Origin of the sequence: Pseudohongiella acticola (assembly GCF_001758195.1) — a bacterium.
GTDB lineage: Bacteria > Pseudomonadota > Gammaproteobacteria > Pseudomonadales > Pseudohongiellaceae > Pseudohongiella > Pseudohongiella acticola.
The window spans coordinates 42,255-63,569 of record NZ_MASR01000002.1 but is presented as its reverse complement, the minus strand read 5'-3'; the positions used below and the strand labels follow the sequence as shown (position 1 = coordinate 63,569).

At 54.9% G+C, this 21,315-nt stretch carries 22 protein-coding genes and 2 tRNA genes; 9 read left to right on the top strand and 15 right to left on the bottom strand.

Annotation, left to right across the window (positions count from 1 at the left end):
• Window positions 1-10 precede the first annotated feature (10 nt).
• The 5 genes from PHACT_RS12510 (at window position 11) to PHACT_RS12490 (ending at window position 3,544) form a co-directional block, all read left to right on the top strand.
• Complete coding sequence (locus tag PHACT_RS12510; protein ID WP_070118550.1) at window positions 11-304, top strand: hypothetical protein; 294 nt, start codon at window positions 11-13, stop codon at window positions 302-304.
• Window positions 301-489 carry a hypothetical protein gene (locus tag PHACT_RS16370; RefSeq protein WP_070118548.1) on the top strand — a complete coding sequence of 63 codons (189 nt, stop codon included), beginning with the start codon at window positions 301-303 and terminating at the stop codon, window positions 487-489. The genes PHACT_RS12510 and PHACT_RS16370 overlap by 4 nt, the downstream gene beginning before the upstream one ends.
• The gene (locus PHACT_RS12500) at window positions 461-2,848 is read left to right on the top strand and encodes a phage head spike fiber domain-containing protein (RefSeq protein ID WP_070118546.1); all 2,388 of its coding nucleotides are present in this window, start codon (window positions 461-463) and stop codon (window positions 2,846-2,848) included. The genes PHACT_RS16370 and PHACT_RS12500 overlap by 29 nt, the downstream gene beginning before the upstream one ends.
• Before the next feature lie 2 nt (window positions 2,849-2,850).
• Window positions 2,851-3,231: a hypothetical protein gene (locus PHACT_RS12495; protein WP_070118544.1), complete on the top strand. Its 381-nt coding sequence runs from the start codon at window positions 2,851-2,853 to the stop codon at window positions 3,229-3,231.
• A gap of 61 nt (window positions 3,232-3,292) precedes the next feature.
• Entirely contained in the window at window positions 3,293-3,544 is a 252-nt protein-coding gene (locus PHACT_RS12490) for a hypothetical protein (RefSeq protein WP_070118542.1), read from the top strand.
• Window positions 3,545-3,669: 125 nt separating this feature from the next.
• Here the strand turns inward: PHACT_RS12490 and PHACT_RS12485 are convergent, their stop codons facing one another.
• Window positions 3,670-4,410: a hypothetical protein gene (locus PHACT_RS12485; protein ID WP_070118541.1), complete on the bottom strand. Its 741-nt coding sequence runs from the start codon at window positions 4,408-4,410 to the stop codon at window positions 3,670-3,672.
• On the opposite strand from PHACT_RS12485, the gene PHACT_RS12480 reads away from it, so the two are divergent.
• Window positions 4,393-5,022, top strand: a complete 630-nt coding sequence (locus PHACT_RS12480) for a hypothetical protein (protein ID WP_139141576.1) — start codon at window positions 4,393-4,395, stop codon at window positions 5,020-5,022. The two genes, PHACT_RS12485 and PHACT_RS12480, sit on opposite strands and share 18 nt — an antisense overlap.
• 14 nt (window positions 5,023-5,036) lie before the next feature.
• On the opposite strand, the gene PHACT_RS16265 is transcribed toward PHACT_RS12480, so the two are convergent.
• The 7 genes from PHACT_RS16265 to PHACT_RS12450 form a co-directional block, all read right to left on the bottom strand.
• Entirely contained in the window at window positions 5,037-5,219 is a 183-nt protein-coding gene (locus PHACT_RS16265; RefSeq protein ID WP_139141575.1) for a hypothetical protein, read from the bottom strand.
• A gap of 8 nt (window positions 5,220-5,227) precedes the next feature.
• Entirely contained in the window at window positions 5,228-5,851 is a 624-nt protein-coding gene (locus PHACT_RS12475; RefSeq protein ID WP_070118537.1) for a hypothetical protein, read from the bottom strand.
• 386 nt (window positions 5,852-6,237) lie between these two features.
• Window positions 6,238-6,332 (bottom strand) — tRNA-Sec (locus PHACT_RS16365).
• Window positions 6,333-6,356: 24 nt separating this feature from the next.
• Complete coding sequence (gene selB, locus PHACT_RS12470) at window positions 6,357-8,360, bottom strand: selenocysteine-specific translation elongation factor (protein WP_070118533.1); 2,004 nt, start codon at window positions 8,358-8,360, stop codon at window positions 6,357-6,359.
• Window positions 8,357-9,760, bottom strand: coding sequence for an L-seryl-tRNA(Sec) selenium transferase (gene selA / locus PHACT_RS12465; RefSeq protein WP_070118531.1), 1,404 nt, complete (start codon window positions 9,758-9,760; stop codon window positions 8,357-8,359). The genes selB and selA overlap by 4 nt, the downstream gene beginning before the upstream one ends.
• A 36-nt stretch (window positions 9,761-9,796) precedes the next feature.
• Window positions 9,797-10,354 (bottom strand): UGSC family (seleno)protein, encoded by a 558-nt coding sequence (locus tag PHACT_RS16635; RefSeq protein ID WP_281201748.1) that lies wholly within the window; start codon window positions 10,352-10,354, stop codon window positions 9,797-9,799.
• Window positions 10,355-10,365: 11 nt separating this feature from the next.
• The gene (locus tag PHACT_RS12450; RefSeq protein ID WP_070118527.1) at window positions 10,366-11,811 is read right to left on the bottom strand and encodes a thioredoxin domain-containing protein; all 1,446 of its coding nucleotides are present in this window, start codon (window positions 11,809-11,811) and stop codon (window positions 10,366-10,368) included.
• 922 nt (window positions 11,812-12,733) lie between these two features.
• Here PHACT_RS12450 and PHACT_RS12440 point away from each other — a divergent pair.
• Together PHACT_RS12440 and PHACT_RS12435 are read left to right on the top strand one after the other, a co-directional pair.
• Window positions 12,734-12,820 (top strand) — tRNA-Leu (locus PHACT_RS12440).
• 219 nt (window positions 12,821-13,039) lie between these two features.
• Entirely contained in the window at window positions 13,040-14,257 is a 1,218-nt protein-coding gene (locus PHACT_RS12435) for a DUF418 domain-containing protein (RefSeq protein WP_070118523.1), read from the top strand.
• 76 nt (window positions 14,258-14,333) lie between these two features.
• Here PHACT_RS12435 and PHACT_RS12430 read toward each other — a convergent pair whose 3' ends face one another.
• From PHACT_RS12430 to PHACT_RS16630, 6 genes are all read right to left on the bottom strand, one after another.
• The gene (locus PHACT_RS12430) at window positions 14,334-14,576 is read right to left on the bottom strand and encodes a hypothetical protein (RefSeq protein ID WP_070118521.1); all 243 of its coding nucleotides are present in this window, start codon (window positions 14,574-14,576) and stop codon (window positions 14,334-14,336) included.
• Between the two features lies 1 nt (window position 14,577).
• Entirely contained in the window at window positions 14,578-15,756 is a 1,179-nt protein-coding gene (locus PHACT_RS12425; RefSeq protein WP_070118519.1) for a hypothetical protein, read from the bottom strand.
• Window positions 15,757-15,953: 197 nt separating this feature from the next.
• Window positions 15,954-17,147, bottom strand: coding sequence for a hypothetical protein (locus PHACT_RS12420; protein WP_139141574.1), 1,194 nt, complete (start codon window positions 17,145-17,147; stop codon window positions 15,954-15,956).
• A 17-nt stretch (window positions 17,148-17,164) separates the two neighbouring features.
• Window positions 17,165-18,085 (bottom strand): hypothetical protein, encoded by a 921-nt coding sequence (locus PHACT_RS12415; RefSeq protein ID WP_070118515.1) that lies wholly within the window; start codon window positions 18,083-18,085, stop codon window positions 17,165-17,167.
• A gap of 56 nt (window positions 18,086-18,141) precedes the next feature.
• Window positions 18,142-19,437, bottom strand: a complete 1,296-nt coding sequence (locus PHACT_RS12410; RefSeq protein WP_070118513.1) for a c-type cytochrome — start codon at window positions 19,435-19,437, stop codon at window positions 18,142-18,144.
• 291 nt (window positions 19,438-19,728) lie between these two features.
• A complete protein-coding gene (locus PHACT_RS16630; RefSeq protein ID WP_281201746.1) occupies window positions 19,729-19,854 on the bottom strand; it encodes a hypothetical protein in 126 nt (41 codons plus the stop codon).
• A 145-nt stretch (window positions 19,855-19,999) separates the two neighbouring features.
• Between PHACT_RS16630 and PHACT_RS12405 the strand changes: the two genes are divergently transcribed.
• Window positions 20,000-20,371: a DUF3817 domain-containing protein gene (locus tag PHACT_RS12405; protein WP_070118512.1), complete on the top strand. Its 372-nt coding sequence runs from the start codon at window positions 20,000-20,002 to the stop codon at window positions 20,369-20,371.
• On the opposite strand, the gene PHACT_RS12400 is transcribed toward PHACT_RS12405, so the two are convergent.
• The gene (locus PHACT_RS12400) at window positions 20,359-21,312 is read right to left on the bottom strand and encodes an HPP family protein (protein ID WP_070118510.1); all 954 of its coding nucleotides are present in this window, start codon (window positions 21,310-21,312) and stop codon (window positions 20,359-20,361) included. The two genes, PHACT_RS12405 and PHACT_RS12400, sit on opposite strands and share 13 nt — an antisense overlap.
• Window positions 21,313-21,315 lie beyond the last annotated feature (3 nt).

The window sequence follows — 21,315 nt, the reverse complement described above, 5'->3', positions numbered from 1 at the left end:
GATACACATCATGCCCAGAACCAAAATCATCACATCGCGCCGGCGCAAGGAGGTGCCCGAGGACATCATAGCCCTGAGCATTTCCTATGTGAATAAAACGGCTGAAGTCGGTACCGCCCAGGGTGAAATCATCGACGGTGAGTTCGTACCGGACATGACCACGGCAACCTACGAGATGATTGACTTCGATGAGCTCATGGCCGCTGGCGACAATGGCAAGCCCCGAGGCGAGTTCAGGAAAGACGATCTTTTCAATGTTATCGATAAAAAACACGCTACGAAGGGCAGGAGCAGATCGAAATGACGAAATCAGATTACGAAAAACTGGCAGCGACGCTCAAATCAGAGCTCGGGGATAACGTGGGCAGCAAACTAACACCTGCGCTGGCGACCGGCCTGATGGCCTGCGTGCTGGAAGATGCTGCAGCTCTCATTGTGGATGAAAAAGAGGGTAAGCCAAGTGGCAAGTCTAACCGAACAGCTAAATGATCTGTATCGCCGCATAAACGGCCTCCAGTCTCGCCTGACCGGCCTGTCTCCAGATCCTAATCTGTTGGCCGCCACTGGTGAGCGAATCAGCTATGGCTGCAAGGTCACAGAGGGCTCTGACGACACGGACATGATCGTCGCCTTGGAAGGCGAGGCCTCTGGCGACACCGACAACTTGAATCCGGACCTTTCAGCAACACCGGCTTACCCATTTGAATACGCCAACATCGCATTCACAAAGTCTGGTGGTTTCTTCTCGGGTGATCTTGAAGCCACTCTGGCTGCTGTGCCGGGTACCGGGCTGGCGCGTTATGACATCGCCTACATATTCAATGGTCCGGCAGGGCCCGGCTTCGCGGTGGCCACGGGCACACCCTCTGAAGGTGTCAAGACTGCTTATGATAACGATGGCCTGGTAACCACACCCTATGACTCCGGAACTGACGCTGCGCTGCCGGTGGGGGTCATGCCGGTTGCTCGAATCTATGTCGAGGACGATGTAACCGGGATACCAGATTCACGCATCGCAGATATCCGTGACTTTGCAGGCACTCTGCAGGGCGAGGCATTCACATACGATGACCTGACCCCGACGCAGAAGAATGAACTTGCCAGTGGTGCCATTGTTGATGTTACTGCTCTGAAGGAGTCGGCCGAGGATGCAGAGGAAGGGGCCGAAACAGCGGCCGCGACAGCAACCACCCAGGCTGGCGTTGCGACTGCGGCAAAGAATGACGCCACCACCCAGGCTGGTATTGCCACAGGCCAGGCTCAGCTTGCTGCTGAGATTGTGAATATCGATGAGGTGCAGACGTTTACAAGCCCACTTGCCCGCGCCCCGGCAGTTGCAATGACAGAGAGCGCGAGTGTTGGCGGTATCAGTCAGGCGAGCAATCTCCAAAACAGCTTCAACACCGGTGATTTCTCTGTCGTATGGAAAGGCTCGGTGGCAGCCCTCACTTCTTTCATAACCGCAGTGACGAAATTCACCACATCGGGGGGCAATCGTGGTTTCGGGCTGTATTTAACCAATACCGCTTCTGACTATCGGCGATTGCGGATGGGTTTATCTGGTGATATTGGAGAAAACCCATACTATTCTACTGTTGATTGTGACTTCAGTGCTGGTGAGTTTTTCGAGGTCTGCGCGACTGTAAAACGAGAAACCGTGTCCGCGGCCGGCACTATCACTTTCTACGTCAATGGTGTGCCTTTGGGCGCCCCAGTTGCTATTGCTGCAGGTGCGATCGGTGATATCGATACTGCGGAGAAACTTTATGTATCGGGCCAATTCACTGGAACAGTAAGGCACTCTGGAAACACCGGAGAAACCATACTCTACAACCGAGCACTGGCGGCGTCCGAGGTTTTGTCGCTGTACATGAATGGTCCTGCTGCATCTGATATTTATGGCAGCCAGGTAAATCTAATACCTGAGCCAATTGACCTTACGAATGCTTCCTGGTCTAAGTTTCAATGCACTATCGATGCAGGCGCAGTCACAGGGCCTGATGGTGTAACACCCGCAGACGTGATAGTTCCAGCTGTAGGGGTTGATCAAGCTGATATTCGTTACGTGATCCCCCCAGTGGTTGGCAAGAAATACAGAACCAGATGCAAGGTCAAAGCTGAAGGATATGACCAAGTGACCGTGGGTGGTTTTCATCTCACACCTGGTGCTGGAGGCGCAGTATTTAACTTGAATACACTGGCCGCTTCCAGTGTCTCAGCGGGAATAATACCAACAATTTATGCTCTTGATGACGGGTGGGTTTTCCTGTCTGTGGAGTCAACGCTGCCGTACCTATCTGGACCGAATTTTGGTTTTATTGGCCCCACGTCTTTTGTTGGTGACGGTACTTCAGGTTTGGCAGTTACAGAAATCAAAACTGTGGTGGTTGGCATCACGACTCATCTCTCTACAGAGGACGCCCAGTCAGACACCGGGCAGATGCTAGACAGGGCGCACGGCAATCACGCTCTATTGCCGGCCAGCGGGGCTAAGGTTATTGGAGTACCTCAGGCGCGACAGCGCAAAGTGCAATCAAATGATCATAGCTGGACTGCCACCAATGAGATTCAATATCTGGCCAAAGTTAATCAGGCTGTTGTCCCGGGCGATGCGGCTGTCATGTATATCGACATCGAGGCCAGCGCCACCGGCAGCTTTGATATTGGGGATGGCTCTGACCAGGATCGGTATGTCGCGGCCCAGGCGCTCGTCGTAGGAAAAAACAGGGTGTCCCTGACATCGACTCCTTTCTGTGACGGGACGAACAAGAAGCTGACTGCCAAGCCCACCGCCAGTTACACCGGAACAATCTCGGTAACGGCAATCTACTACAGCGCGGAGGCCTGATCATGCTGACAGTAACCGCCAATGAGCAATCAATTGATATTTATCGCGGCGACATTGTGCGAGACACAATCGAAACCAGCGTCGGTTTGGTGCCATTTGAATGGACTACCGGCTTCAGCTTGGCTGCCGCTGTTGAGGCTATCGAGGCATTCCTTGATGATGAACCGCTGGAAATAGAGTCAACCGGCCGGGGCTGGATAATTGATCTTGAATCTGAAACACACCCGCAGGCCGAGATAACTGACATCGACTTCATGGTTAATCTGATCAATTTCAAGTGGATTGATGGGCCGTATCCGGGCGACTGCGCGGTGAACTATGAATTCACTACGGACACTACCCCGGCAGAATTGACGGGGGCTATCTTAGCGTTGATTCAATGATATAGGTGTCATTCGTCAGGTGCTATCATCGGTCATCATCCACAGAAAAGGATAGCCCCGCATGATCGCCGAGATAAATCCGGCCTACATCGCTACCATTGGTCTACTGCTGGACATTGCAGGGGTTTGGTTCATCTTCAAATTCGATCTAGGTAAAGGAATTCCAGTATTCAATTCTGATGGCACCGAACACATGATTGGGCAAGGGTCCTCGAGCGATCGCAGAACATGGAAAAAACGCCTGGCTGGTTCCGGGATATGGCTAATTACAGTCGGGTTCACTCTGCAGATAATAGCGCTCTGGATGCCGTGATTGCTTCCTAATATAAATCCCGCTAAACCCCCATTAACTGGCCTTTACAGGGTGGTTGTATTAGGAAAGAGGGGTGTTAAGTCGTTGAAAAGGTTGATTTGCACAACGGCCTTCTAAGCCGGGGGCTAACTTGATAATGCTTCAATATCTACAGGTCCGCTCCGCTCTCCAATAGGCTTTATGACAACGTCTCCTAAATTGTATTTGAGCACGCCTGGAGCGCGGCCCCAATTATTAGCAAACTCAAAACCAAAGGTGAACTCCTCAAAATATTCGCCTGTGGGAGTTCTATAGGAGCACGCACAATATAAGACTAAACTCTCTCCGATTAACACATGAGAGTGTGGGCCGTCTTGCTTGAACTTACTCGCTAGTCGTTGAAAGTCGTCAAAAGACAAAGAAAGCGTGTTATCGATTGAGTCTGAAGGTCCGATCGTTAGCCCAACCTCCTCTTTTAATTTACTGTACACGTCAAAAGACGAAACAATATCTTCCGTAGAAGCGAAAATTCTTATGTCAGTTTTTACTTGCAGTGCCATCGATAAACCCGAATTGACCCAACGGATATAATAATTAAATGCCGAATTCGCACTATCGAATTGTTCTGGCTTCACCGATGGTTTTGTTGCGGAAATCCTCGCTTCGGTCGATTTTAGCTGGCGCTGCAAAATCATGTTTGCTTCAAGGGTCTGCTGGTAAGTTTTTCGCAGGAATACTAAGGCAAAGAAAGCGACAATCACGCCAGCTACACTGGCGATTGCGGATATCCAGTCAGTAATGTTCTGCCCAGTCATAGCTTTCGCCACTGCGGGATATACCATACCGGCAAACAGTGCCAGAAAGATCCAGTGACTATACTTGAGCATGCGCTTGTCCAATTTTTAGTGGAGAACTATGTTGCCTCGATAACTCAAGCGGCTGCAACATTGGCATTGAAAATTTGTCGATATCTTTGTTGGTTTAACGCTATTCTCTGTGTTGCTGTGTTTCTGTGTGGTCTTGAAGATCTAAAACTGCAACAATATCAGCCAGAAGCAGCAGGCAGAATATCAGCTGGACGTATTCGGATGGTTGTCGGTCAAATCAGATTTACTCAAATCGAGGGTAGCACAATGAGAATATTTGCATATTCAGCCTCATTGATCATTCTTTCTTTCTACTTAACCACAGGGCACGCGCAAAGCGATACACGGACTGTGACTGTGCAAAGCGGGTTTATCGATGCAAACACCTATATTGCTTATTCCGAGGAGCAGAAAGCCATATATGTTATCGGTTTAATTGAAGGTGCGCTTCTAGCACCGCTATTCGGCGCGGCAGAAGTAGAGGTACAAGCTCTTTTGGAGTGCATTAAGCCCATGAATAATATTCAAGTTGCAGCGATAATTACCAAGTATGTTGAGGAGAATCCTGAGAAATGGCACCAGGGGGCACATGTACTTGGATATGCTGCACTAATGAAGGCTTGTCTTAGGTAGAGCAAAGACTAGCCTCAATCGAAATTTGATGCGTTTGCTTGTTTTGCATGCGCTCTTGGGCGATCAGAGATGGCTGGTTTATTCGGATTTTGCTCAAAAATTTCCAAATATAAATCCGGCTGACTCAATTTTACCTCATGTCGCTGAGTGATTGGTCTATGGAGGAGGGAGAAGATACTAATTTCTTTAATTTCCATTCTCAGCTCTATGCTGGGAGTTGAAGGGTGGTCTCTACGTTTGATGGGTCGTCTGGCTCCACTGTTACCCTCTCCAATGCACCGCTAAAAAGGTTAGATTGAAAGCGTACAGAGACTCCCTGCTGAACTTGAAATTGACGTTTGTGAATATCCTGATACTTTGCCCACAGAATAACTACCATCGGTACATAATTTTTGATATCGGGCTCCACTGATAGATTGATCAGCGGAATAATAATTCTTTGCTCAAGCGGTTTCTTCTCCCCTTGCCCGATTATGGCCCCCGATGGAATTTTATCGAAACTGGCTTCTACCTCTGCTGGATATACGTTTCCTTGCGAGAAGACGTGGAAACCAAAGGTGACTGCGTTAGCGGGGGAGAGTCCGAAATTGACCCATTCGGATATCAGTGTTACAGAGGCGTCTGAACCATCCTCTGACGAGTAAGTACCGTGATAATTGCATTTGATATCTATGCAGGCTAAATATGCTCTATTGGACCAGAGCTGTTCTCGCATAAGGCGTGTGCCTTCCTGTGTTTCCCGAAGGGTCTTACGCAAATAATAGGCTGCCACGGCGGCAACCAATACACCTGCGGCGGTCGCCACAACAGCTGCCCATGAAGCCCACATGCCGAGCGTTGCTGTGCTTGGGCTGTTAGTGTCGGCTATTACGGGAAGGCTTAACGCAGCTGCGTAAAGGCCTAAGAATATCCAATGTAGATGTCGCATAGCGCCTCTATGAGCAAATGGAAAAACCGCCACCGCAATGTAAAACCGCAACTATAGTTTTGCAAGTTATTGATATATAATGCGCGACTTCGCTGGAAAGTGGGCGAATTTGTAAGGCCGGAAACAGCATTAAGTTATTGAAGGGAAAGGAAATAGAGGTATCTAGGGACTACGGACTGCAACTCCGCGTACGCCGGTTCGATTCCGACCCCAGCCTCCATTTTTTCCCTGATTAACATTAGCTTGCCTATCGCAGGCATTTTCTGTTGGTTTGGCGGAAGGACTGTTGGCGGAAGGACATGGGAGTCGAACCCACCAGACGCGCGTTGCGCATCTCACCGGAGTTGAAGTCCGGGCGCCCCACCGGGGACGATGTCCTTCCATGATCTGTCGTGCACCAGGCAGTTTACCTGTTTTTGTCGGCGACCGTGCATCGCCAGCCCACACGCATATAGCGCCGCTCGTTCCGGTACACGGTAATGCCGACGCGGTCCAGATACTCCAGCACCCTGATGGTCAGATTTCGGCCAATGTCCGAGCGATCCCGGTAGTCCGCTGCCGAAAACCCGCCGTCGGTGCCTTCTTCACACAACGCCTGTGCCACCGCGGCCAGATCATCCAGTTGCTTGGGCAGATAGAACCGGTTGGGCGCCACCGGCAGCACATAGCCCCAGCCCTGCAGGCGGTGCATGAAGGCCAGCATGGCGTCACGTTCAAGTCCCAGTAATGCACCCAGTTCACCGACAATCGGTGGACGCAATCCGGCATTGGCCAGTGCCTCGCGCACTCGAAGATACAGCGCTTCATCTTGAGCCGGCAGCACTGCCTGATGATCGGGCAGGGCGAGCACCACGCCATGTCGGTGCAGGCGATGTTCCGAAACCAGCTGGTCGACCAGCCGTTTAGCTGTCTGCCGGGAAAGTCCTGTCGCTGCGGCGCGCAGCAGCAACTGCGGATGGATGCCCAATTGTTCGGGATGCTCATCATGAGCCTGTTGCACACATTGCAGGATGATCGCCTGGGCGGCGGCATAGTGCGCGTGACTCAGCCCCTGTTGTCCCAGCCTGACCACCGAGTGTTGCGTCAGCAGCTCATCCAGTTCCGGCGCCGTCAGGTTCCAGCGTCCGGCGAAGGCCGTCAGATCAATTTCCTGCTGATGGTTCAGCTCCACCGCCAGCGCAACGGTAGCAGAACTCACCGTGCTCAGCTCACTCAGTCGCGCCAGCGCTTCGGGTCTGCTGCGACCACGCTGACGTCCCTGGGGGTCCAGCACCCGGCCGCCGCCCAGGGTGATATTGGCCGCCGGTTCCCGCACAATGACGGCGTCGCCGGCCATGACATGCACGGGTTTGTCCAAAAGTAGTTGTGCCAAACCCGCCGCTGGCTCTTTATCTGCCGCAGGCGCTTTATCTGCCGCAGGCTCTTTATCTGCCGCAGGCGCTTTACCCGCTGCAGGAGCTTTACCTGCCGCAGGCGCTTCCAGCCACACCAGGCGGCCGCTGACGGCAGTGGCGCCGGTCAGTATCTGTAAGGTGCCACGATGGATAATTTTTTCAGGCAGTATGCGCAGATGGACATCCAGGCGCTGACTGATAAGGGGCCGATTGTTGTGATCAGGCTCCGCTGCCAGCAGCCAGTCGCCACGCTGCGGATGCTCGTTGTCCAACTCCCCGGTCAGGTTCAGGGCAGCGCGCTGGCCACTGACAATCCCGGTCGCTGCCTGGCCGTCAATCTGGATGCCACGCAACCGCACGCTGCTGTTCACAGGTGCCAATTGCAGTGGTGTCTGCTGCGCCACGCTCAGGCGACCGTTCAACAAAGTGCCGGTTACCACACAACCCGCACCGGGTACGGTAAAGCGTCGATCAATCAGAAAGCGGGCATGGCCTTCAACACGGCGGGCTGGCGTATTCGCAGCCAGTGTACGGATCGCGGCCAGCAACTCGTCCAGTCCCTGACCGCTGATTGAGTCCACGGCAATCAGCGGTGAGCCGGCCAGCGAACTGTGTTGCAGCAATGATCGAATAGCTGCCCGGCAATCAGCCTGCTGCCCGGCATCGGCCCGATCCATCGCAGTCATCACCACAATGCCACGGTGAATACCCAGCAGTTCCAGCAACGCCAGATGTTCACGGGTTTGTGGCATCGGACCGGTGTCCGCAGCGATCACTAGCAGCGCTGCATCCACGCCCGCCAGACCGGCCAGCATGGTGCGAATGAACCGCGCATGACCTGGCACGTCCACGAATCCGAGCGTGCCAGCTTCGCTGTCATGCCGCCAGGCGAAACCCAGATCGATGGTGAGGCCGCGGCGTTGCTCCTCGGCAAGCTGATCCGTGTTTTTGCCGGTCAGCGCCTTGATCAGCGTGGTCTTGCCATGGTCCACATGCCCGGCGGTGGCAATGATCACGCCAGCGGCTCCGCATTAAAACGATGATTCAGCCACTGCGTTGCCAGGGCTTGCGGCTCCTCGACACAACGGCAATCCAATAGCAGGCTGTCATCGGCAATACGGCCAATCACCGGCACCGGCAGTTGTCGCAATTGTCTGGCCAGTTCGCGTAATTGCCGACTGCGGGCGCGTTTATTGGTGTGTTGGCTGCGCAGGCGCAGTGCGGCACTGGGCAGCCGGTCCAGCGGCTGCGAGCCGGACCCAATCTGACTGAGTACCTCGCAGGCATCAACAGCAATAGGGTCGCCAGCCCAGCTTGTTAATGGCGTCAGCAGTGCCGCGACAGTCTGCTCGATATCTGTTTGCGATCGGCTCAGCAGACGCAGGGCGGGGATGCGCTGAGCCAACGTGTCCGGGTTGGCATACAGGCGCAGCACCGCGGACAGCGCGGCCAGTGTCAGTTTGTCGCAGCGCAGTGCGCGTTTTAACGGGCTTTTTCGAATTCGCGAAATGAGGTCTGCGCGTCCGGCAATAATACCGGCCTGCGGTCCACCCAATAATTTGTCGCCACTGAAGGTCACCACGTCAACGCCCTGGGCCAGGACCTCACGCACCACCGGTTCAAACGGCAAACCCAGGCGCTGCATATCAATAAGCGAGCCGCTGCCCAGATCGACCACCAGCGGCAGGTCATGTTGATGTGCGATGGTTGCCAGCTCGGCTTCACTGAGGCTGCGGGTGAACCCCTGCACCACATAGTTGCTGGTATGCGCCTTGAGCAGCAGCGCCGTGCGCGAGCTGATGGCATCGGCGTAATCATGGCCATGGGTGCGATTGGTGCTGCCGACTTCATGCAGTTTGCAGCCAGCACGTGCCATGATATCCGGCAGGCGGAAGGAGCCGCCAATTTCAATCAATTCACCGCGCGAGACAATCACTTCCCGGCGCAGCGCCAGGGCATTAAGGACCAGCAGCACCGCTGCAGCATTGTTGTTGACCACCGTCGCGGCTTCAGCGCCGGTCAGCCGGCAGATCCAGTCCTCGACATGGGCATCGCGGTCGCCACGCTGGCCGCTGTGCAGGTCATACTCCAGGTTACTGGCGCCACTGGCCACCGCGGCGATGGCGTTGATGGCTTCCGGTGGCAGGGGCGCACGTCCCAGATTGGTGTGAATGACGGTGCCGGTCAGGTTAAAGACCGGTTTAAAAGCGGGCGCCAGCACCTGTTCAATGCTGGCCTGTACCTCGGCGACCAGGGTCTGTTCATCGCCGATGTGACCCTCGCGCCACTGTTGCAACCCGGCGCGCAGTGCGTCCAGCACCAGGTTGCGGCCATGGCAATCAATCAGTGCCTGCACGCCCGGCCAGGCCAGTGCCTTGTCGACCGCCGGCGGGCGCCCGCCGTGAGTACTGCTCACAACATACGCCCCGGTATCGCTGTGGCGTTGCAGGCGTCAGGTGTCGTCTTCTGGCGGCTGAGCGGCAACGCCCTGATCGTGACCGAGCAGCCGCAGAATATCCCCCAAAGCCTCGTCGGCCAGGGTACACATTTCCGCATCAGTGCGGTTCTGGATCGGGTGCGGCACAAAAACCATCGCCGGGTCGAAACCCAGCGTTCTGGACTGTGCTGCCGCCGCATCAATAAACTCGCTAGAGGCAACTCCAACTCCCGGAATCTGTCGTGACTCCAGATCGGCTATGTCATGCATACAGCACGACGTACACGATCCTCAGTCAGCCAGTCCTTCCACCAGCACATCCACTTCTGCCGCCATCTGCTGTTTCAGGGCAGTGGGGGCAGGGCGGGTGAAGGTCGGTTTGCTGTAGCGGTTGACGGTGATGCCCAGTGCCGCCAGCTGCTCCTCAATACGATCCAGGAACACATTGCCGCGCGGCTTGGAGATATCCAGCAGGCCGACCACCTTGCCATCCAGGCTGCCGGGCCTGGCCAGTCGTGCCCGCTGCGCCGGGGCGGTTTCCGCCGTCGGGTCCAGCAGAATACTATCGTTCATATTATGACCTCTCATGTAGCCTCTTGTTTGATTTCGCGTGTCACAGGTGCAGAACCAACCGGGCCGGATGCGGCCCAGCCAGCGATAATCGCAGAAAACAGCCCGGCAGTGCCACCGGCGCGGACGATCAGCAGACCGCCCGGCCGGAATTTGGGCACCTGCTTGTCTTTGAAACGTGTCGGAATACCTTCGGCAATGCCCCCGGCACCGGCCAGCAGTGACTCGCCGGGCGCCATCAGCAACTGCTCCAGGGTCTCGCGCAAACGCTGCTTGGACCAACCCGCTTCGATAAATATGCGTGCATGCTCGGGGGAGACCACCAGTACGGCATCACCGGCCATGGCCAGCTTGACGTTATCCACAGCGCGCAGCGACTCTGCCATGGAACGGGCCAGCGACTCCGGGTCGCGGGATTTTTGGTCAATAATGCCCTGCACACCTTCGCCGGGAAACACGGTCACGGCAGAACGGCCGTCAGCAATGCCGCGTTCCTGCGCCAACGGCAGCCAGTCACTGTCTTCGGCTTCGGCAAAGCAGAAGGTATATTTGCCCGGGTTGCCCAGCGCCGCCCGGTCAATCTCGCCCGGACGCCCACCGCCAACATTACGGATGATCAGTTGCAGGGCCCGCCCGATGGTGGCATTGGCGCGGTTGCCCTGACCCAGGGCATTGTTGCCGGAATTCATGCCGATGGCTTTGGCAATGGGGCCATTGACCATGATCAACGGGCTGCCAAACATGGTGGTACAGATCAGTCCATGTAGACCGAAGTCGTCTTCTAATGATGCTTCCAGCGCGGCCAGCAGCACCGGCATATACTCCGGTTTGCAGCCCGCCATGACCGCATTGATGGCGACCTTCTCGACGGTGCAGGACACCAGATCCGGCGGCATCAGGCCGACCACTTCTTGCGGATCGCGGGTCGTACCCTTGAGCATGCGCAGCACCCGCACCGGCGTCGGCGGCACCACCGGCAGGCCATCGCTCCAGCCGCGGGCATAACAGGCCTCGATGGCATCATCTTCGGCGCTGACGTCGATTCCTCGCGACTTCAGCTGCACATCGCCGAAGGCCAGTTCCAGTCGCTCGGCAATGCCGGGCTCCAGGGTTTTGGAGCCGCATCCGGGCCGCATCACCGGCAGCGCCTCGCCCAGTCCACTCAGGCCACTGATGGCGCGCCACTCTGCCTTGTCCCAGCCGTAGGTACGTGACACCTCCCGGCCCTGCTCCATTCGGATCAGTGTCGGCACAAATTCGGTCTCCAGCCGCCAGGAGTGTTCCAGGGTGTCATCGTAGCGCGTGTCCGGCAGGGCAGCGGCATAGTCGCTGTCATCCTGCACATACACCTGCAGCGGGCCGGCATCGGCCAGCTCAGTCAGCAGCGGTTCGACCAGGCGACAGGTCGGGCAGTCTGCCTTGGCGACGACAATCAGGCCATCGGGCGGAGGAGTTGTCATTGTTTCGCGTTTCTCTGGCGTTTGCTAATACGATTCAAAGTCCAAAGGTAGCGCCGGTCCCGCTGATTGTCCAGCGACAGCGGAACCAGAGCATGTCACCCATCCCGGAGGAGCCCATGTGCGGCCGCTTCAACGTAATTGACAGTCCCGAAGTCATGACGCTGCTGCAGTATCTGGGCGTCACCCTGTATCCGGACGTTTGTTTTATCTTGACTTGCGCAATACCCCGAACCCGCCATCGCCCGACAACCAACGCTGGCTGCAGGCAATCCACCCCAAATCCATACCTCTGATGCTGCCTGACGATCAATCCACTCTGGACGCCTGGCTGGCCCCCCCCAATGAGGACGTCAACCAGTCGGATCAGGAGGTTCTTGCGGATTGATGCTGTTGTGGTCGCGCGAGCCGGGGCAGTGGTCCCGTGTGCCGGTTCGTAACTAGGTTTAGGCAAGTGATTGCTATATAATGCGCAGCTTCGCAAAAAGGCACCCATCCTGCTGGTGCTGAATTGGCGAGTCGACACCCAACTAGATAGACAGCCTCCCATGCCCGGGTGGCGAAATTGGTAGATGAAGTGCAGGATGCACGAATGCCGTGGAGGACAGGACGTCCGGGAACGGCCGCAAGGGGCAGCGTCTGAGCTGGCACCTAACTAGATAGACAGCCTCCCATGCCCGGGTGGCGAAATTGGTAGATGAAGTGCAGGATGCACGAATGCCGTGGAGGACAGGACGTCCGGGAACGGCCGCAAGGGGCAGCCTCTGAGCTGGCACCTAACTAGATAGACAGCCTCCCATGCCCGGGTGGCGAAATTGGTAGATGAAGTGCAGGATGCACGAATGCCGTGGAGGACAGGACGTCCGGGAACGGCCGCAAGGGGCAGCCTCTGAGCTGGCACCTAACTAGATAGACAGCCTCCCATGCCCGGGTGGCGAAATTGGTAGACGCAAGGGACTTAAAATCCCTCGGGGGAAACTCCGTACCGGTTCGATTCCGGTCCCGGGCACCATTCTTATCCCTAAACAGAATGCTCAGCACTAGCTCCAATACGCCCTACATTCTGTAGCCCCGCCACCGGCTGACTTGTCCAGATATATGAGTTATAAATGGAACCGGGACTTAAAGGCTTAAATTGATGACCTTTAGATTCTTATGGCGTCCTTGCTGTTCAGTGATCGCTACTGTCTTTATCGCGACTGTTTGCACATAAACACACAGGACCTTAACTATGGTTGCGCCTCTCGCTTCGCCCACCAGCGATCGCATCAATTCTCTGGACGTGCTGCGCGGATTTGCTGTGCTCGGCATACTGGTCATGAACATACAGATCTTTGCCATGCCTTCCGCCACCTACCTCAATCCGACTGTCTGGGGGACGCTGTCAGGGGTGGATGGTGCGGTGTGGTACCTGAGTCACGTGTTCACCGACCAGAAAAAGATGGCTCTGTTTTCCATGCTGTTTGGCGCGGGCATCATCCTGTTTACCGAACGCGCCACGGCACAGGGCAAGTCAGCGGTGGGCTATCACTACCGACGCAATTTCTGGTTGTTGCTGTTTGGTGCTGCCCACGCCTATCTGTTGTGGTATGGCGATGTCCTGTTTCTTTATGCTATCTGCGCGTTTGCGCTTTACCCATTGCGTAACTGGCGTCCGCGACGATTGATCATCGTGGGCATCGTATTTCTGTCGATATCGTCGATTGTCTATCTGTTGACTGGATTTGCGCTACCGTCATTGCCTGAGGAAGTACTCGTAGAGGCGATCCAGCCGAGCTGGAACCCACCGGCCGCGCAACTGGCGGAAGAAATTGCAGCTTACCAGGGCGGCTGGTCACAGCAGATGTCAAACCGTGTGCCAGTCACACTCGAGATGCACACCTTTGTATACCTGATCTGGGGATTCTGGCGCGCGGCTGGCATGATGCTGTTGGGTATGGCGCTTTACAAACTCGGCATTCTTTCTGCGCGCGCTGACAACAGGGTTTACTGGCGCTTTCTGGCCGTTGGTGTTTTATTGGGGTTGCCAATAATCATGATCGGCATTCAGTGGAACTTCGCCAACGCGTGGGGGCCAGTGTCGATGTTCCTCGGCTCGCAGTTCAACTACTGGGCCAGCATACTGGTCAGTATGGCCTATATGGCCTCGCTGATACTCCTGCTAAAGCACAACAGGATGAACTGGCTGACACAACGTCTGGCAGCCGTCGGCCGTATGGCATTCAGCAATTACATCATGCACACACTTATCTGCGGTTTCATTTTTTATGGACATGGCCTGGGGCAGTTCGGGCAGATTGATCGCAGCGGGCAGATCGTCATTGTGTTTGGCATCTGGATACTGCAACTTCTTGTTTCGCCAATGTGGCTGAGGCATTTTCGTTTTGGACCGCTGGAATGGTTATGGCGATCACTGACCTATTGGCGGTTCCAGCCAATGGCCAGGTAGGGCGGTTTACAGTGGTAGTTACCTGCCGGCGTCGACCACCCAGCCACGCTCAAATTCACAGTGTGCGTGAAACCACTTAAGTTCCAGGCTCTGGTTTTGATGATTTGCTTTCAGACTCAAAATACTTCACAAAAAGAGTTAACGAGCTGCCGAAGTAGTAACCAACCACGACTCCACCCCATTCCTTGATCACGTTTGGTAATTGATAAGTACCGTCAAAAGCATGCATGAATATTGGCACAGCGATAATGCACAGGGCCAGTATTGCGGTTATCACATTGGTCATAATGAAGACAAATGATATTGGGGAAGATTTCATATCAGGTTCCTGTGTAAGCCATGTAATATTTCTTCACGTCCTTAGCAGTATCTGAGACGCCATCCAGATAGTCCAGGCTGAACGCTTCGACGATAGACACATACAACTCTGCAAATTTCCGCGTATCTGGATCTTGTTGTATAAAGTTTCGAAACCGATCATCTAACATCATCGAGCCATCAACGATCCCGCGTGACAGTTCGAACTCGCGATGCAGGCAGCTTGATCCGATTAGAAGGTATCTCGTCAAACTAGTCTGCCAGTCATCATTTGCTTTTACTGTGGCATGATAGTCATCTGCTCTTGTTAGTTCTTCAAGTAGCTTTGAGCTCATGGATACACAGTCAGTAAATTGTCGTGAATCGAATAGCTGGTATGCAATGCTGACATAGTTCGTAAACAATCCATTGAGATTCTGTTCAGCAAGGCTGTGAAGGCGGTTTTTTCTATAATTCCCTAGGTTGGATCCAAATAGAGGTAAACCGTCGATGTTTTTGTTGCCCAGATTTGCCAGGAAATTGGCATATGTCATTACCAGATCGATGTTTTCTTTCGAACTGTTGTAGATGTTATCCCAGACTGTGAGGGTGTACGGCAAGTTTTCCGGGCGAGTTATCGAATCTTCATATGTATGGAAATAAGACAACGCTGCACTGTTTCCATTGCTTAACTCAACCAGCTCATGAACGTAAAGTTTTTCCAGAAATAGCAAGGCGAGTGGAGTATTTCCAGCCTCGAATGCATCTCTCGCTCTCATATGCAATGAGACAAAAAAAGCATCATTGGCGTTTACAAATCTCTCAGTCTTGGTCAATTCTCTGATGTCAGGGCCTGGATAAGTGGAGTTATGGACCAATTGGATTGGCAGATATAGCCGATAGTCAGAATCAGCTGCTTCCCAATAGCCCGAAATCATGAAGTACTCGCTTTCCCGCGGTATCAATTCTTCCGCTTCGTATCGGTTGTTCCGGTCACGTTCCAGTTCCATGGACATGAACTCAACTGAACCTAGCAGTTGTTTTAACTCCAGGTCCACCGATGCTACACCGCTGGCGGAAGGGTTTAGGCCTGATGCATTGAAGAAAAACCTGAATGGCCGCTGTTCCTGAGCCGAAGTCAAATTCGTGAAAGAGAGTAAAGCGCAGCCAATGAGCACGGAAATCAGAGAGGGTTTTTTCATTGCTTTCACCCTTTGTTATTTCATTATATTCAGAATGGACTCACGACAACTAACGTTCTATTCTTCTGGTGCCCGTAAACTCGATAAAAATCGTGTAATCGCCGGACACAAGAGCTGGAGCTAAATTCAATTAATGTTGAGCGTGATATTGTGAATTAGGGAATAAGTCTCTGACTTAATTGCCCACACCCCATTCCTCAATTCGGCCCGGACATACTCATATGATGCTGCATGCCCATAGCGTCGCGGGAGCGGTTGCGCTCGGAGCCCATGAGTTCGCCAATGGCAGGGCCACCCTGGTTGTAGATGCCGCCGCGCAGGGCTGATAGCAGGTAGCTCATGTTGTCCGTGGCGGTGTCGTCGTCGGTAAACTGCGCCACTTTATCCAGGATTGCGTGCTCGCGAGTATTCGCATCCAGGCCGGGGTAGGCGATGATATCGGCAATGGCCGCATCCAGCATGTTCAGGTTGTCGACGATGATCGAGGCCTCAGGCGCCAGGGTGTACAGGGTCGGCGCGATCGTCGGTACGGTGGGCATCTCCACGGGGGCGGGAAACATGCTCATGCCGCTGTCTGAACCCAGTTTGTTGTTGTAGCGCTCCAGCGTGTCATCGACACGACCGGCGAACTGAGGGTCTACCTGGCCACGGATGATGGCTTCCAGAGACGCCAGTTGCAGCCACTGATTGGACCAGAGCAGGCCACTGAGGCGTGGGTAGGCGCTCTGCAGGCTGCCGGTGTAGGCGTGGTCGAGATACAGCGCGACCGGCTTGGGCTGCACAGAGACGGCGTGCCTTTCGTCGGCGGATCGATAGTCTTCGATAACTGTCTGGGTTGCCTTCACCTTGTCGTCAACGCTCGTGACCGGGTCGGCCCAGAGGCTCCACAACGCTTCTTCGAACTGCCGGCCCGCAGCCAGCACCATTGCGGCGTGGCGGGGCAGGGACGCAACATTGTCGTAGGCCTCGGCGGCGGCCGCGTCAGTATGATCGGCACGCACCTGTCGGCCCATGTTGACACGCGCCTTTACATCCAGCTCCCGGTAGGGGCCTTCCATGCTCATGTCCATGTCGTGTGAATTGCTGTCGCCTGAACTGTGCATCATGCCGTGAGACATCGATTGCGAGTTTTCCCGGGTCTGCATTTGTTCCAGATGCTGACGCATGTCTGCTCGCGCTTGAGCAAACTGGGGATCGAGGTTGGCCCTGGCGATGGTATCCAGCGCGGCGGCATGAGTGACGGTGAAAGCGTGGTAGAGGCGGGCGAGTTCGGAGTGCTGACTCTCAACGCTGCTCTCCAGGTTGGCCTGAGCCAGGGCGCCGGTCGACACCGAGATGCCCAGCAATAGCGCCAGGGCTGGTTTAAAAAGTCTCAGTGGTTTTCTGGTCATGGCGGAAACCCCGCATATCATTCAATGACACGGACACGTTGATAGGCATTGCTCCAGCAGCACTGGTCCAGGGCATCACTGTCGGACGCTTCCCAGTTATCGAGACGAGCGCGAATCAGGTACTCGCCCGGTTCTGAAAACGAGGCGGTCACCCGCGCAGGTCCTACGCTTTCTTTGACGGCCACGGCATGCTGCGGTGGCGCGTTACGGCTGAGCGGTGTGGCCGGCCGCGTGTCGAGGAATGGCATCGACTCATGCGCGATAAAATCTACCTCACCAGGCCCTTGGTGCAAGTACCATGACACCCGGGAGTCCAGTGGTTTGGCATAACGCGGATCCGACGGGTCGTGCTTGGACGGATCATTGGTCCAGACCTCTAACGTGACAGGCTCATCTATCGACGCTTCCACGACCTGCTCTGAGACGATGCCTTCCGGACCTACGCCGACCGGGCCGCTCTCGCTGAAACCGACCAGTGGCTGCACGCTTCCCTGTGGGCGCGGGTTACGGTCCAGTTCGTAGGCTGTGGAGCCGCGCTCGCCGGGTACTTTGAGTTCTTCACCTTCGGAGATCAGGTGCCACCAGACGGTTGTCCCGTCCATGTCGGCGGGGATGGTGACGGCGAAGACACCGTGGTGCCGCCCGGGCAAAAAGAACTCTGGCTGCATGTCACCCAGGCCTTGCGGTTCGATGCGATTGTTGGCCCCGGCTGGGATACGGACCGGCTCCCGATTGCGGTTTTGGTAGCCGAACGACAGGGTTACCGATCCATCCTCGTTGCCGTACCAGCCCTCCATAAATGGAATGACCGGTGTGCCAGCGCCGGGCGCCGGTCGTAACAACCTGTCACCAGATTGCGCACTGATGCTGGTGATCATCAAACCATTTACCAGCAGCACCAGTGCCGCTCGAATCACAAGGGAACTCATCACTCGCATGTACATGTTCTCCAGTCTTATTATTAGTATTCGCTGTTGGTAGCGTCAGCCCAGATTCAATTGACCGCCACAGAGCCGGCTTCGCGCTCGGCCAGCAACTCCTGATAGGTTTCATCATCAAGGTGAGAAACGGCGATCCAGGCATGCGTCATCTCATCGGCAGTGCGCTGACCCCAGGCAACCCACTGACGGGGATCAGGGTTGTTGGGGTTGTCGGCGGTATTGTCATACCACTGCTTGATAACAAGGACGGCCCCGGCGGGCACCAGCGGCGCAGCATCAGAGTCGAACAAGTGACTGTGATGCCAGGTCGCGCTCCAGTCGGAAATCGAACTGACGACTTCTGTCCGACCGGTTTCGGGATAAAAAATCTCCAGCGTGGCAGCGTTCATGCGTAAGTGGCCATGAGGTTGGAAGCTGTCGATTCGCACCGGGTGGTCAAATGTGTGGAAACCCTGCGTCATGATCTTGCCGTGGGGCGGAATCAGCAGCTCTCCCTGGTTCAGCTGATACGATGACAGATCCTGCTTGATGTCAGCCTGGTAATCTTCGTCATGCAGCCAGATGCCCAGTTCAACGACATTGTCCTCAATCATGGTGCCTGGCGCAGCGCCACCGAGGCCGCCGGGATACATATGGATGTCCCATTGCACCAGCCTGCCAGCGGCGGCAGTGCGGCAGACGCCCTCGGGGATGATCTCACCCCATTTGCCCATGGCGTACTCGGTCAGCGGGCTACGGGAAACGTTACCGTCCTCGTCTACGTCAGCAAAATAGGTGTTTGCATGGTGCACCACAGATTTGGCATCGCCGCGGGGCTTCACTTGAACGGCTTTGATGCAGCGGTCTGAAGTCAATCCGCTTTGCACAAAATGGATGTCCCACAGATCATTGCCGCTGGCCGGCACATCAATGGCGTTGGATGCCAGCACGATATCGGGCTGACCAAATTGTGGGGCGAAGTTCCATTCTGCCAGATCCGGCAGATCAGGCATCGGAGGTATCTCGTTCAGGTTACCGGAAGGAGAGCCCTGACTGACCCAGGCGACGATGGTATCAATGTCGTCCTGAGACAGACGCCAGTCGCCCTGCAGATCCTGGATGCCGATGCCATGATCGTAGGAATAGGGCGGCATCTTGCGATTGACAACCCGGTCCTGGATCAATGGCGCCCATGGGCGTACCTGTTCATAGTTGGTCAACTGCATGGGCGCAATACCACCTTCGCGGTGGCATACCACGCAGTTTTCATTGATGATGCTGGCAACATCGGCGGCGTAGGTCGGTGAAGAGTGGTTGGATGAGCCCTGAGCCAGGGTTTCCGTTGCCAGCCCGGCGGCCATCAACATCATGAGGGCCGCTGATCCTGTGCAGGTTTTATGTAGCATTCCGGGAGTGTGTCTTATTTTCATTCTGATCTCCTCGCGTAATGGTATGGATAGGACTGAATTCGCCTCCAGCGGGTATAGAAACTCCTACTATCAAATACTTAGACAAAAACTGTTATCAAAATGCAGTGGCAACATTATGTACTTAAATAAACAGTACAATAATCGGCGTCACAATTAAAGAAAACTGCGCATCTTGTCGAGCTAAAAAGTCTGCAACCCTGTCACGGCCATGGAATAATCCATCTGTTCTCCTCACCAGGTGGTGAAGGCGGCGGCCACAGCGTTGCTGTCTTCGGGAATGTCGTCATGTGTGATGACATTCACCGATCCTGAAAAAGCGGGATGTGCAGTAGCGGTAACGGCCGTATTAGCGTACATTTCCGCTCTCCTGAGGAAAATTAAAATAACTGTTTATATACAGTTTCGTAATGCTATTCCTCCGGGTTTTAATGTTTTTATACAGACTTAAGTTTTTAATATTTAAAAGAAATGCCAATTCCCTAAAACGCAGGAGAAACCTGTTTTGACCGTCACTCGACTCTCAGGTACCCGACTCACCGGTACCGGCCGACTGTTTGCCATTGCCTCCCTGATCGAAGCCGCCACCTGGGCCGGGCTGCTGATCGGCATGTTTCTAAAATACGTGACTGAAACCACAGACATGGGGGTCTGGCTGTTCGGCCGTCTGCATGGTGCGGCGTTTATGTTTTACGTGGTGATTGCGGTGTTCGCAGCATGGCGTTTGCGCTGGCCGTGGTGGGCGACAGTATTGGCCATTCTGGCTGCCATTCCGCCTCTGGTTACGCTGCCGTTGGAGATGTGGTTTCTGCGTCTGGGATTGTTGGCGTCAACGCGCCGCCACTCAGCCAGCACTGAGCACAATTACGACGCCTGAACTTTAACCCAGCGTCCCCCTTCCTGCGTCACCTCAAACCGGGCCCATTGCAGAAATTTTGCCCGCGGACATGTGGCTGATTCATGTCCGCCGTGGCCAGCTACTGTTTGATAAGTGACGGTAGCTTTGTCCGGGTTTGCGATGTTGTTTACCGCGACCACCTGTCTGACGCTCCATGAGCGACCGATTCTGCCGTTGCTATAGAAAAGGCCAGCTTCAATGTTGGCCGGCTGGGTTTTATGGGTTTCCGCATGCTGTTTGGCCAACTCCAGAAGTTCAGTCAGACCATCCGATGTCACATCTATATAGGAATCCATTTGCTGCATGGCGGCAGCAAAATCCTCCTGAGTCAATTCAAACTCGATTTTATCGGGCACGGTTTCCGCCGTCTTTTTGTGTCGACGCGTCAGGTGCGCTGGATAGCGACGCCAGCTAAACACCAGATTAAACAGTACGGCAACCAACACAATGGCAACGACGTTGATGAGTACGGGGTTGAGCACATAGTGGTAACCGACGTCGTGAATCTCGTTGCCGCCGATCACCGCAGTTAATGCCGTTGCACCACCGGGCGGATGCAGGCAGCGCAGATAATGCATGGCAGCCACGGACAGACTGACAGCGGTAGCCGCACCCAGGTAGGGGTCAGGTATATGTTTATAGCAGGCGACGCCAATAGCGGCCGAAATTACATTGCCGGAGATTACCGGCCAAGGCTGTGACAGGGCGCCGTGTGGTGTTGCAAACAGCAATACCACGCTGGCCCCCAGCGAGGCTACCATCAGCGTGTGCCCGGTAGGCTCTGACAGTACACCTGCGCTGATCCAGTACACCACCATGACACCCACAAAAACGCCAGCGGCACAGATCATTTTCTCGGTATGACTTGTGGTATTGTTTTCAATGCCGGCCAGCGCTTTTATTTCTTTCCGAACACTCATAGG

Coding starts and splice junctions, on each gene's coding strand:
- PHACT_RS12510 (WP_070118550.1), top strand. CDS start 11: ATGCCCAGAACCAAAATCATCACATCGCGCCGGCGCAAGGAGGTGCCC.
- PHACT_RS16370 (WP_070118548.1), top strand. CDS start 301: ATGACGAAATCAGATTACGAAAAACTGGCAGCGACGCTCAAATCAGAG.
- PHACT_RS12495 (WP_070118544.1), top strand. CDS start 2,851: ATGCTGACAGTAACCGCCAATGAGCAATCAATTGATATTTATCGCGGC.
- PHACT_RS12490 (WP_070118542.1), top strand. CDS start 3,293: ATGATCGCCGAGATAAATCCGGCCTACATCGCTACCATTGGTCTACTG.
- PHACT_RS12485 (WP_070118541.1), bottom strand. CDS start 4,410: ATGCTCAAGTATAGTCACTGGATCTTTCTGGCACTGTTTGCCGGTATG.
- PHACT_RS16265 (WP_139141575.1), bottom strand. CDS start 5,219: ATGGAAATTAAAGAAATTAGTATCTTCTCCCTCCTCCATAGACCAATC.
- PHACT_RS12475 (WP_070118537.1), bottom strand. CDS start 5,851: ATGTGGGCTTCATGGGCAGCTGTTGTGGCGACCGCCGCAGGTGTATTG.
- PHACT_RS12450 (WP_070118527.1), bottom strand. CDS start 11,811: ATGACAACTCCTCCGCCCGATGGCCTGATTGTCGTCGCCAAGGCAGAC.
- PHACT_RS12435 (WP_070118523.1), top strand. CDS start 13,040: ATGGTTGCGCCTCTCGCTTCGCCCACCAGCGATCGCATCAATTCTCTG.
- PHACT_RS12430 (WP_070118521.1), bottom strand. CDS start 14,576: ATGAAATCTTCCCCAATATCATTTGTCTTCATTATGACCAATGTGATA.
- PHACT_RS12425 (WP_070118519.1), bottom strand. CDS start 15,756: ATGAAAAAACCCTCTCTGATTTCCGTGCTCATTGGCTGCGCTTTACTC.
- PHACT_RS12420 (WP_139141574.1), bottom strand. CDS start 17,147: ATGACCAGAAAACCACTGAGACTTTTTAAACCAGCCCTGGCGCTATTG.
- PHACT_RS12415 (WP_070118515.1), bottom strand. CDS start 18,085: ATGCGAGTGATGAGTTCCCTTGTGATTCGAGCGGCACTGGTGCTGCTG.
- PHACT_RS12410 (WP_070118513.1), bottom strand. CDS start 19,437: ATGATGTTGATGGCCGCCGGGCTGGCAACGGAAACCCTGGCTCAGGGC.
- PHACT_RS16630 (WP_281201746.1), bottom strand. CDS start 19,854: ATGTACGCTAATACGGCCGTTACCGCTACTGCACATCCCGCTTTTTCA.
- PHACT_RS12400 (WP_070118510.1), bottom strand. CDS start 21,312: ATGAGTGTTCGGAAAGAAATAAAAGCGCTGGCCGGCATTGAAAACAAT.